The 11,404-nt window shown below is 71.1% G+C and carries 11 protein-coding genes; 4 read left to right on the top strand and 7 right to left on the bottom strand.

Annotated features, from left to right (window positions below):
• Positions 1–123: 123 nt before the first annotated feature.
• Genes QSK31_RS04940 through QSK31_RS04930 form a run of 3 tightly spaced genes read right to left on the bottom strand, consistent with a single transcriptional unit; the run spans position 124 to position 3,721 of the window.
• Positions 124–1,320 carry a lanthionine synthetase LanC family protein gene (locus QSK31_RS04940; protein ID WP_285681348.1) on the bottom strand — a complete coding sequence of 399 codons (1,197 nt, stop codon included), beginning with the start codon at positions 1,318–1,320 and terminating at the stop codon, positions 124–126.
• A 25-nt stretch (positions 1,321–1,345) separates the two neighbouring features.
• Positions 1,346–3,334 (bottom strand): ATP-binding protein, encoded by a 1,989-nt coding sequence (locus tag QSK31_RS04935; RefSeq protein WP_285681345.1) that lies wholly within the window; start codon positions 3,332–3,334, stop codon positions 1,346–1,348.
• Between the two features lie 12 nt (positions 3,335–3,346).
• The gene (locus tag QSK31_RS04930; RefSeq protein ID WP_285681343.1) at positions 3,347–3,721 is read right to left on the bottom strand and encodes a response regulator transcription factor; all 375 of its coding nucleotides are present in this window, start codon (positions 3,719–3,721) and stop codon (positions 3,347–3,349) included.
• A 174-nt stretch (positions 3,722–3,895) separates the two neighbouring features.
• On the opposite strand from QSK31_RS04930, the gene QSK31_RS04925 reads away from it, so the two are divergent.
• The 3 genes from QSK31_RS04925 to QSK31_RS04915 all read left to right on the top strand — a co-directional run bounded on the left by QSK31_RS04925 (position 3,896) and on the right by QSK31_RS04915 (position 6,651).
• Positions 3,896–4,135, top strand: coding sequence for a hypothetical protein (locus tag QSK31_RS04925; RefSeq protein ID WP_285681340.1), 240 nt, complete (start codon positions 3,896–3,898; stop codon positions 4,133–4,135).
• A gap of 152 nt (positions 4,136–4,287) precedes the next feature.
• A complete protein-coding gene (locus tag QSK31_RS04920) occupies positions 4,288–4,689 on the top strand; it encodes a hypothetical protein (protein ID WP_285681337.1) in 402 nt (133 codons plus the stop codon).
• Positions 4,690–4,860: 171 nt separating this feature from the next.
• Positions 4,861–6,651 (top strand): anthranilate synthase family protein, encoded by a 1,791-nt coding sequence (locus QSK31_RS04915; protein WP_285681334.1) that lies wholly within the window; start codon positions 4,861–4,863, stop codon positions 6,649–6,651.
• 61 nt (positions 6,652–6,712) lie between these two features.
• Here the strand turns inward: QSK31_RS04915 and QSK31_RS04910 are convergent, their stop codons facing one another.
• Entirely contained in the window at positions 6,713–7,615 is a 903-nt protein-coding gene (locus tag QSK31_RS04910) for an ArsR/SmtB family transcription factor (RefSeq protein ID WP_285681331.1), read from the bottom strand.
• Between the two features lie 213 nt (positions 7,616–7,828).
• On the opposite strand from QSK31_RS04910, the gene QSK31_RS04905 reads away from it, so the two are divergent.
• Complete coding sequence (locus tag QSK31_RS04905) at positions 7,829–8,848, top strand: aldo/keto reductase (RefSeq protein ID WP_285681329.1); 1,020 nt, start codon at positions 7,829–7,831, stop codon at positions 8,846–8,848.
• 37 nt (positions 8,849–8,885) lie between these two features.
• Here QSK31_RS04905 and QSK31_RS04900 read toward each other — a convergent pair whose 3' ends face one another.
• The 3 genes from QSK31_RS04900 to QSK31_RS04890 form a co-directional block, all read right to left on the bottom strand.
• Positions 8,886–9,707 (bottom strand): SAM-dependent methyltransferase, encoded by an 822-nt coding sequence (locus QSK31_RS04900; protein WP_285681326.1) that lies wholly within the window; start codon positions 9,705–9,707, stop codon positions 8,886–8,888.
• A gap of 210 nt (positions 9,708–9,917) precedes the next feature.
• The gene (locus QSK31_RS04895) at positions 9,918–10,058 is read right to left on the bottom strand and encodes a hypothetical protein (RefSeq protein WP_285681324.1); all 141 of its coding nucleotides are present in this window, start codon (positions 10,056–10,058) and stop codon (positions 9,918–9,920) included.
• A gap of 128 nt (positions 10,059–10,186) precedes the next feature.
• Complete coding sequence (locus QSK31_RS04890) at positions 10,187–11,398, bottom strand: ABC transporter ATP-binding protein (RefSeq protein WP_285681321.1); 1,212 nt, start codon at positions 11,396–11,398, stop codon at positions 10,187–10,189.
• Between the last annotated feature and the right edge of the window lie 6 nt (positions 11,399–11,404).

The raw sequence follows: 11,404 nt of genomic DNA, 5'->3' as shown, positions 1-11,404 counted from the left end.
GCCAGCGGAGCTCCCGTGTTCAGGGCGTCTTAGAGTGACCACCCTCTATACAGGAGCTCCGCTGCTTACGTCTCAGACACGCCTTGACGATCACCACACCGGCTTAACTGAACGACGTTGGGTCTAGATCGGGTTGCGGAACGCGGCCTGGACGGTTGCCGGGTGGTCGGGCCACGGCACCGCGTAGGACGAGCTCGCTCCCGTGGTGATGCGGGCGTACCGCAGCAGTTCCCGGACGATGCCGGCGTTGCCCATCGCCCAGCCGACCTCCGGTTCGAGCGTGCTCGGGGTGGCGCGGTGCTCGTGGTTCGACCAGCGCACCCCGTCCGCGTCGACCGTCGCCCGGCTGACCAGGTCGTCGGCCAACATCTGGGCGAAGTCGAGCGGCTCACCCCGCTCGACGTGCCGGTCGCAGGCCAGGGCGAGAACTCCGGCCGTGCCGCAGCAGCGGCCGTTGTTGTCCCAGAAGCCGGGCCGGACGCGGCGTGGCAGTCCGCTGTGGGTGACGGTGTGCCGGCACCGGTCGCCGAGAGCGGTCCAGGCAGGGTCCTCGGTCAGGTTGCCGAGCAGCCGGAAGACCTGGGCGTCACCGGCGGGGCCGTTGCACCAGCCGTAGCTGTAACGCTCGATCAGCTCGGGCCGATGCGGCGGGTCGGAATGCGGGACGAGGAAGCCCGCCGGTCCGGCCTCGTCGCGGGACACGACGTCGGCCGCGCCCGCCAGGGCCAGCTCGATCAGGTCGTCACGGCCGGCGGCGGCGCCGACCGACGCGAGGGCGTACACGATGCCGAGCGTTCCGTGCGCGATGTGATGCGACCGCGGCGGACTCGGGCGAACCGCCCAGTTGACGCCGCCGGGAGTCGGGTCCGCGGTGTCGAGGTACGGCCGGACCGCGAGGACGGCCAGGTCGAGGTCGCCGGCGTGCAGCGCACCCAGCGCGATGCCGGCGTTGCCGAAGAGCAGCTCGAACATGTCACCCCAGCGCTGCCCGTCGAAACGCGAACGCACGATGCTCAGGGCCTGATCCGCTGCCCGGTCCGCCGCGTCGTCGCCGAGCAGGCGGTGCACCGCTCGGAGGGCGACGGCCGTCCCGGTCAGGCCGAAGTACAACGAGCAGTCCTGCTCGTCGCCGATCGCCGCGGCAAGGTCCGTCGCACCGCGCAGGGCCGCGTCGCCGTACCGGTCGTCCCGGAAGTGGCGCTCGGCCTCCAGCAACGCCAGCACGACACCCGCACCGCCGCTGTACAGCGTGTGGCCGGCCTCGGCGCCGCGCGCCGACTCGATCATCCAGTCCACCGCGCCTACCGCCAGGGCCTCCACCCGTCCATCACACCAGATCGGCCGGTCAGCCGATCGGCAGGCGGACGGTGACCGTGGTGCCGACGCGTTCGGTGGAGTCGACGGTGATCGTGCCGCCGTGGTTGTCGATGATGGTGCGGACGATGGCCAGGCCCAGGCCCGTCCCGGGGATGGCCTGGTGGATGGCGTTGCTGGCGCGGAAGAAGCGGGCGAACAGCGCCTCCTGCTCGGCCGTGGGAATGCCTATGCCGGTGTCGGCGACCATCAGCACGAGCTCGTCGCCGTCGGGGTGGGCGCGGACGGTCACGGTGCCCTCGGCGGGGGTGAACTTCACCGCGTTGCTGAGCAGGTTGATCAGGACGCGGTCGATCTGTTCGGGGTCGGCGCGCAGTGACAGCGGGCCGGTCACCTCGGTGTGCAGGCCGACGGACGCCTTGGCCGCGACCGGTTCGATGGCCGTCAGGGCGGTGTCGATCAGGCCGGCGAGTTCGGCGTCGCGTTTGCTGATCCGGAAGGCGCCGGACTCGATCTTGGACAGGATCAGCATGTCCTCGATCAGCTCGCGCAGCCGCCGGGTGTTGCGGGAGATCACCTCGAGCATCCGGCGCTGCGGGTCGCTCAGCTCGCCCGCCTCGGCGTCGAGCATCAGTTCCAGGTATCCGGAGATGCTGGTCAACGGCGTGCGTAGCTCGTGGGACACGGTGGACATGAAGTCGGTCTTGGCGGTGTCCAGCTCCTGGAGCCGGACGACGAGGTGCTGCTCGTGCTCGTACAGCCGGGCGTGGTGCACGCCGCGGCCCAGGTCGGCCGCGACCACCTCGGCGAGCCGGGTCTCGACCGGCGTCCAGGCCGGCCCGCCGTCCCGCATCAGGGTGAGCGCGCCGATGCACTCCTCGCCGCCACTGACCGCGACCGTGAGGACGGGCCCGTCGCCGACCGCCCGCCACGCGCGCCGCTCCTGCTCGGTGGGGCGGACGTCGCCGGCCGGCGCCGGGTCGTCGGTGGCCCACACGTCACCGCTGCGCAGCCAGGTGATGTCGCACGCGGCGAGGTCCTCGAGCGGGCCGCCGGCCAGGTGTTCGTCGTGCAGGCTGACCGCCGGGGGTACGCCGGTGGAGACCATCCGGATCAGCACGTGGTCGGCGCCGAGGGTGCCGGCCAGGCCGTGCACCGCCTCGCGGATGGCGTCCTCGACGACGAGGTGGCCACGGATCCGGTAGCCGAGCTCGCGGACCTCGCTGCGTTGCCGGGCGACGACCTGGTCGGCGGCGCGTGCCCGGTCGACCTCGTCGGCCCGGACGTTGACGGCGTCGGCGACGGCGCGGATCTCGAGCGGCCCGTCGCCGGGGTCGGCCCGGGCGGCGTGGTCCCCGGCCCGCTGCCGGTCGAGCACCTCGACGAGCCGGCCGAGCGGTGCGGTGATCCACCGGTCGGCACCCCGCGCGGTGGCCACGGCCATCGCGGTAGCGATCACGGTGAGTGCTCCGACCGTCGTCACGGTGAGCCACCCGAGGCGGGAGCTGCGGTTCTGCAGGGCGGCGGCCCGGGCCGCCAGGGACTGGTCGAGGTCCTGGTTGGCCGCGGCGAACGCCTGGAACAGCGGCTTGCCCTCGGCCACGTACTCGGCGGCGGCCTGGCTGCGGGGCGGCGCCTGGCGCTGCCGCTCGGCCAGCTCCCACCACTGGCCGGCGTTCGTCACCTGCTCGGTGACGACGGCCCGTTCCTGGGCGGTGGCCAGGTCCTGGACGTCGACCACGGCGAGCGCGTACTCGCTGCGGGCGACGTGGTAGCCGTCCAGCAGCTGCCCGTCCCCGGAGAGCAGGTAGCCGCGGAGACTGCGCTGGGCGTCCGCGAGCACGCCGCGCAGGTGCGCGTTGGCGATCTGGAGCGGCTGGACGTGGGTGCTGAGCTGGTGGACGACCCGCTGCTGGATCAGCACCGTGACCATCTCGGCCAGACCCGCGCCGAGGATGAGCAGGGTGAGCAGGGCGAACGCCCGGCCGAGCAGCCGCCGGACCGTTCCGTCGCCGCGCATGGGTGCCGCCGGTCAAGCCCTGGTTCGGCTGAGCAGCGCCTGGATGCGGGAGACCAGCTCGCGCGGGCTGAACGGCTTGGTCACGTAGTCGTCGGCGCCGGCGCTGAACCCGCCTTCGACGTCCTGCTCCTGGACCCGGGCGGTGAGCATGATGATCAGCATCCCGGCGGTGGCCGGATCGGCGCGGAGCATGCGGCACACGTCGATACCCGACAAACCCGGCATGGAGACGTCCAGGACGGCCAGCGTGGGCTGCCGGGCCCGGGCCTGTTCCAGCGCGGCCTGTCCGTCCTCGACCGGGATCACCTCGAGCCCGGCCTGCTCCAGCTTGAACGAGACGAGGTCACGGATATCGGCGTCGTCGTCGGCGACCAGCACCACTGTCACGGCTTGCCCCTCGGTTCTTTCGCAGACGCTACCTATCGGGACGATATCCGGTTAATTCCGATATGGCGGGGGATCCCCGCAACGCCTTCGCAACCCGCGCGCAGCCGAGGTTGCAGCCGGCGGAGGGTCTGCTTGTCCCAGAACCCGCCAGCCAACGCCCGGCAGGAGGACCCGATGACCGCAGTACTCGATCACGACATCCGGACCGAGGCCCTGTTCGCCTCGTACCTTCAGCGATCCGAGGGCCCCTCGCCCGCGTCGATCCGCGAGGCGGTCATCGCCGCGCTGGAGCGACTGGGCGCCGGCGGCTGCGCCGAGCTCGTCGCCCAGGAGTTCGGGGAGCACCCGGACTGCGCCCTGGGACGTATGCAATGGGCACGCACCGCGGTGCGCAACGCCTTCACCGCGGCCTGAGGAGAACCCGTTCGGCTGAGCAGAGAAACAAGAGCGAAGGTTACTCTGCGTGAGTGCCGTCATTGCACCTAGCGCCCGGCGTCGGCCGGTACCGCACACCCCCGGCGCGGCACCGGCGACGACGGAACATCCCGGTGACAGCGATCTGCGCCGTGCTCAGCCTGATCAGCATCGTGCTCATGAGCGCCCGATTCGTCCAGGTGCAGACTCATCGCCCCGTCGCCGCCTTCCGGCAAGCACCGGCACAGACGGTCACGCGGCCGAAGGCGTACACCCCGAAGAGCGCAACCGCCCACGCGGCGGAACAGCGCCGCAAGAAGCGCCCACCGATCGAGCTCGGCGTGCTCGATCAGGCCGCCCTCGCCCGCTACTGCGTGGCCACGACCGGCCCGCTCACCACCGCGCTTCTCCAGGACGGCGTCTGGCTGTGCAAACCGCTCCTCGGCGCGGCGCGCAAGGCGAACCTGACCGCCGCGTGCCGCCTGACGTTCGACGACGACACGGCGTTCGCGAAGCAACCGGGCTGGCGCTGCCTGAAGGCTGGCGCCGCTTGAAGAAGGTGGATTAGGATCTCCGCCATGCACGCGCGATTGAGCATGTGGTGGCCCGCCCGACAGGCGGCCCACCAGCCCCGCGTGTAATCGACACCGCGGCCGCCTCCCCGAGGCGGCCGTCACGTGAGAAAGCGGCCGGGCGTCTCGGGCATCAACCCGAGAAGAGAACCCATGCAACCGTACGCACTGCTCCACCGCGACGGCGCCGACCACGTCGAGGTGCTGACCGGCGACCTCCGCACCGTCGCCACGCTCGCCGACATCCCGCTCTCCCGGGATCAGGACACGCTCGCCCTGATCCCCTTCCGCCAGATCACCGAGCGCGGCTTCGACTGCGCCGACGACGAGGCGCCCCTCGAATGCCTGGTGATCACCGGCCGCACCACGAAGCCGGTCAGCGCCTATCCACCGGGCGACGTGACCGTGACCGGCGGCGGCTTCGACATCTCCGACGACGCGTACGCCGAGATCGTCGACACCGTGCTCCGCGACGAGATCGGGCACGGCGAGGGCTCCAACTTCGTGATCCACCGCGTGTACGAGGCCACGATGACCGGCGAGCCCGAGGCGGCGTTCGGCCGGCTGCTGCACGGCGAGCAGGGCGCCTACTGGACGTTCCTGGTGCACACCGGCACCCGTACCCTGGTCGGGGCCTCGCCGGAACGGCACGTCAGCGTGACCGACGGGCTGACCATGATGAACCCGATCAGCGGCACGTTCCGCCACGGCTCCGGCGAGATCCTCGACTTCCTCCGCGACCCCAAGGAGGTCGAGGAGCTGCTCATGGTGCTGGACGAGGAACTCAAGATGATGGCCGTCGTCGCCGAGGAGGGCGGTCAGGTCGTCGGCCCGTACCTCAAGCAGATGGCCCATCTCACCCACACCGAGTACCTGCTGGCCGGCCGCGGCTCGCTGGACGTGCGCGAGGTGCTGCGGGAGACGATGTTCGCGCCGACCGTGACCGGCAGCCCGATCGAGAACGCGTGCCGGGTGATCGCCCGGCACGAGCGGCGCGGACGCGGCTACTACGGCGGGGTGCTGGCCCTGCTCGGCCACGACGAGGCGGGCAGGCAGACGCTGGACGCGCCGATCCTGATCCGCACCGCGGAGATCTCCCCGGCCGGCGCGCTGCGGGTGCCGGTCGGTGCGACGCTGGTCCGGCACTCGACGCCGGCCGGCGAGGTGGCCGAGACCCACACCAAGGCCGCCGGGATCCTGGCCGCTCTCGGCGTCCGGCCGCCGGCTTCCTCCTCGGGTACGCCGCCCGCGACGGACACCGCTGACGTGCGCCGCGAGCTGGCCGCCCGCAACACCGACCTGGCCCGCTTCTGGCTGGACGAGCGGGCGCCCGCCGCGACCACGCTGGCCGGTCGCTCCGCGGTGATCGTGGACGCCGAGGACACCTTCACGGCCATGCTGGCGCACCAGCTCCGCTCGCTCGGGCTGGACGTGTCCGTCACCCCGTACCTCAGCATGGGTTTGATCGAGGCCGACCTGGTGATCGCCGGGCCGGGACCGGGCGACCCCGGCAATCCCCACGACCCGAAGATGTCCTACCTGCGCGGCCTGCTCACCGGCCTGCTCGCCGCGGGTCGTCCGGTGCTCGGCGTCTGCCTCGGCCACCAGATCCTGTCCGGCCTGCTCGGGCTGCCGCTGGAGCGCCGCGACGCGCCCTACCAAGGCGTGGCCGAGGACATCGACCTCTTCGGTACGCGGCGGTTGGTCGGCTTCTACTCCAGCTTCACCGCACGGTCCACCGAGGACCGCCTGCACACGCCTTACGGGCCCGTGGAGATCGCCCGCGATCCCGCCGACGGCAGCGTGCACGCCCTGCGCGGCACCGGATTCGCGGGGGTGCAGTTCCACCCCGAGTCGGTGCTCAGCCGGGACGGCGTCGCCGTGCTGACCGATCTCCTGCCACCTTTGTTCGCTTCCGTGGTTAGTTCCGCCCGTACGGGGTAGCGAAGGGATGTCGGTGGTTCAAGCGGATCGAGAGCCTCCGCTTGGACCACCGACCCTCTTGCTACTGGTTCACCAGCAACTCTCCGCGCGGGTGCAGGGTGTGCAGCACCGACGTGCCGATCCGGATCGTGGTGATCAGGCCGGCGTCCCGCAGCACCGACGCGTGATGGCTCGCCGTGGCGGGCGAGATGCCCAGCCGGCGGGCCAGCTCGGTGGTGGTGCAGCCGTCGGCCGTGGCCTCCAGGATCGCCGCCCGGGTACGCCCGATCAGCGCGGCGAGCGGGCTGTCGGTGGTGCGCCGTGCCGGTGCGAGGCGCACCTGGTCGGGATCGATCGGGTAGACCAGCACCGTCGGCAGTTCCGGGTCGCGCAGCAGGGTCGGATGCCGGCGGCAGAAGAACGACGGGATCAGGCGCAGACCGCGGCCGGCCAGCCGGATGTCCCGGTCGACCGTGAACCCGGGCAGCTCCAGCACCGGGCGGCGCCACCGCACGTTCGGGTGCAGGCCCCCGAAGAGCGCCTCCAGCCCGCCGCGGGCCAGCGCCTTGCCGTGCGAGACGCGGGCGGCGCCGACCGCCGCCCGGATCTGCATCCAGTACGGCCGCAGCGCCGTGTCGAAATAGTGTTCGATCTTGCCGCTCAGGTCGAGCACGGCCGCCTTCTCACCGTTGGCGAGCGCTTTGAACCGGTTGTCGACGTGCGGTTGATAGCGGGCCAGCTCGGCCAGGTCGCTCCGGAAGGTCGCGGTCCGGGTGTGCCGGATCGCGTCCAACCCCTCCTGAAGTCCCTCCGCGCCGATGTCCGGCGTCAGAAAATCCGGTGAGTACCCCTTCGGCGGAGCCAGCGCCAGCAACGGCCGCAGGCTCGGGTCGAGTTGTCCGCCGACCCGGGCCCGCCAGCCCGCGTACATCGGCGGCGACTGCCGTTCCTGCAACATGTGCAGGCTGAGCAGGGTTTCCCACATCGGATCGGGTTCATCGGAAAGTCGGACCCGGGCGAGATCTTCTTCCGTGAAATGAATACGCAGCACCGCAGGCTTCCCCGTTCCTCGGTTGCCGTCCACTTTGTTCGGTCAGTCTTCCCCAGACAACCCGCCCGTGGTGTCAGCTTTCGAACAATCCGGACGCTTTCGACCGTGCTCGAATGGAGTTGCCCGCGGCGGGCATAGGTTCCAGTCATGGAATATCGACTTCTGGGGCGCAGCGGGTGCGCCGTCTCGGCCCACTGCCTGGGCACCATGACCTTCGGGAACGAGTCCGACGAAAAGGTCTCCCACGCCCAGCTCGACCTGTTCGTGGAGCAGGGCGGCACGTTCGTGGACACCGCCGACGTCTACTCGGCCGGCGAGTCGGAGCGGATCATCGGCCACTGGTTCGCCTCCCGCCCGGCCGAGGTGACCGAGCGGATCGTGCTGGCCACCAAGGGCCGCTTCAAGATGGCCGGCGACCCGAACGGCCTGGGCCTCTCCGCCCGCCACCTGACCCGCGCGCTGGACGCCTCCCTCACCCGCCTGGGCGTGGACGCGATCGACCTCTACCAGGCGCACGCGTGGGATCCGCTGACCCCGATCGACGAGACCCTGCGGACCCTGGACGGCTTCGTCCGGTCCGGCAAGATCCGCTACTACGGTTTCTCCAACTTCACCGGCTGGCAGCTCACCAAGGCCGTCGCCCGCGCTCGCGAGCTCGGCCTGGTCGCGCCGGTCAGCCTGCAGCCGCAGTACAGCCTGCTGGTCCGCGAGGTCGAGTGGGAGATCGTCCCCGCCGCGCAGGACGCCGGCCTGGGCCTGCTCCCGTGGAGCCCGCTCGGCGGCGGATACCTGACCGGCAAGTACACCCGCGACCAGCGCCCGGCCGGCGACACCCGGCTGGGCGACAACCCGTCGCGCGGCATGGAGGCCTACGAGCGCCGCGGCACCGCCCGCACCTGGGACGTGGTCGACGCCGTCCAGCGGGTCGCCGAGGGCCGCGGCGTCTCGATGGCCGAGGTGGCGCTGGCCTGGGTGACCGACCGCCCCGGCGTGACCTCCACCATCCTGGGCGCCCGCACGGTCGACCAGCTCGCCACCAACCTGAGCGCGGCCGGCCTGCACCTGACCGACGCCGAGACGGCCGTGCTGGACGAGGCGAGCGACCTGCACGCCCCCGACTACCCGTACGGCGAGCTCGGCCTCGACCAGCGCGACCGCGCTGTTTAGGTCGTAGAACGACCTCTAGGGATTCGTCCGTGAAGGCTCAGCTGCGGCCCTCGAAGATCCAGTCGCGGGCTCGCTCGTAGAACGACGGGGCCTCGCGGCCGAAGGTCCTGCCCAGGCCGACCTGGTCGGTGACCTCGACGGCGGTCCATCCGTGGGCCGCCAGCCAGGCCGCCGGAACCGGGACGGACGGGCTCGTGCGGAAGGCGGTGACGAACTGGCGCCAGGTCGCGGCGTCAGCGTCGTCCATCGCCTCCACCGGCAGGTCGGTCTCGCGGTAGGGGCGCTCGAACACCTCGCCCAGCAGCACGCTGCCGGGGGCGGACAGGCCGCTCATCTCCTCGAGCAAGGCTTCCGCCTGCGCCGGGGTCAGGTAGAACAGCAAAGCCTCGGCCAGCCACACGGTCGGCAGGCGGTGGTCGAAGCCGGCCGACTTGAGCAGGCCGGTCAGGTCGTCGGCGCCGAGCTCGGCGACCACCGGCACGCGCCGGCAGGTGGGCTGCTCGCCGGCCAGCACGCGCTCCTTGAAGTCCAGCGTGGTCGCCCGGTCCACCTCGTAGACGGTGACCCCGGGCGCCAGGCCCAGCCGGTACGCCCGGGTGTCCAGGCCGGCGCCGAGCACCACGATCTGCGGGGCGGACGACCGCCGGAGCGCGGCGTCGAAGTAGGCCGTGCGCATCGTGACGCCGTAGAAGACGGCCTCCCACAGGGGAGATGTCTCGACGCCCAGCTGCGGCAGCGTGCCGAGCTCCCCGGCGTACGCCGCGAGGAAGCGGTCGGCGAACGGATCGATGAACAGTGGACGCGGGCGCCGGGTTTCCAGCGCCCGCGCCCATACCGGGAGCAGAGAGGTCCACGTCATGTCGTCCACAACGGACGGCGGACGGGCGGGTTCACCCGGCGGAGCCGTCGCAAAGGCGTCAGGACGCCGCTACGCCACGCGGGCGGATTGCCCGGAAGTCGCGGTTCGCGAAGGCACAGAACCACCCGTACGGTGTGCCGCCGCCCGTCACGCACGGTGCCTCGAGCGCCGCGAAGGTGCGCGGATGCTTCTCGCCGTGGAGCGCGATGCTCACGATCGCGCCGCCGTCGAGATCAGACCCGCCGCACGGGCCTGGGCCAGGAAGTCAGCCGACGCGGCCGTGCCGCCCGCGAGGGGAGCGGCGACCGGGACCGCGGCGAGAACGACGAGTCGGGACAGGAACCTACGCACCTGGGTTACCTCCGGTACACGAACCTCATTGGGAGGTTTGAGTAGACGATTCCCGCCGCCTGCCCATCAACGCCATTCGATGGAGACCGAAAGGCCGGGGGCGATGACCACCCCCGGCACGATCGGTGTCAGGATGCGGCGACTCCGGCCGCCCGGCCCTCGTGCAGGGTCACGTTGCGGCCGTCCTTCGGGTCGAAGAGGTGGATCTTGTCGAGGTTCATCCAGACCTTCGTCGAGGCGCCGTCGCGGACCCGGGACTCGGCGGACAACCGGGTCACCAGGCTCGCCTGGTCGCTGGACGGGAGGTCCGCGCCGCCCGCGTCGGCGGCCAGGTCGGCCAGGTCGGCGGAGGTCGCCGCCCCGCCCTCGACGTTGAAGTACACGTACTTGTCCGAGCCCATCGACTCCACCAGGTCTACGGGCGCCGTGAACTCGTACCCATGAGATCTCTGTCGGTCCTCCACCAGGGCGGCGTCCTCGAAGTGCTCAGGACGGATGCCCAGCACCAGCTCGCGAGGGGCGTCGCCGGCCGCCAGCACACGCTGCATGCGCTCGCCCAGCGGCAGATCGCCCAGCGCCGTCCGCAGTTTGCCCTCGGCGACCGTCGCGGGCAGGAAGTTCATCGACGGCGAGCCGATGAACCCGGCGACGAACAGGTTGTTCGGGTGGTCGTAGAGGGTCTGCGGGTCGCCGACCTGCTGGATGCGGCCGCCGCGCATGACCACCACCCGGTCGCCGAGGGTCATCGCCTCGGTCTGGTCGTGGGTGACGTAGACGGTGGTCGTGTTCAGCTGTTTCTGCAGTCGCGACACCTGGGTGCGCATCTGCACCCGCAGCTTGGCGTCCAGGTTGGACAGCGGCTCGTCCATCAGGAACACCTTGGGGCTGCGGACGATCGCGCGGCCCATCGCCACCCGCTGCCGCTGGCCGCCGGACAGGTTCGCCGGCCGGCGGTCGAGGTAGTCGGTCAGGTCGAGCACCTTGGCGGCGTCGTTGACCTTCTTGTCGATCTCCGCCTTGGGCAGTTTCGCCAGTTTCAGCGGGAAGGCCATGTTCTCCCCGACGGTCATGTTCGGGTAGAGCGCGTACGACTGGAACACCATCGCGATGTCCCGGTCCTTGGGCGCCTTGTCGTTCACCCGCTCGCCGTCGATCCGCAGCTCGCCGGAGGTGATGTCCTCCAGCCCGGCGATCATGTTGAGGGTCGTGGACTTCCCGCAGCCGGACGGGCCGACCAGGATGACGAACTCGCCGTCGGCGATCTCCAGGTCGATGCCGTGCACGGCGGTGGTGCCGTCGGGATAGCTCTTGGTCACCTTGTCGAGAACGATGTCAGCCATGAAATC

The organism is Actinoplanes sp. NBRC 103695 (genome assembly GCF_030269485.1).
Lineage (GTDB): Bacteria > Actinomycetota > Actinomycetes > Mycobacteriales > Micromonosporaceae > Actinoplanes.
The sequence above is the reverse complement of the archived record's forward strand: the minus strand, read 5'-3'. Positions and strand labels throughout refer to the sequence as shown.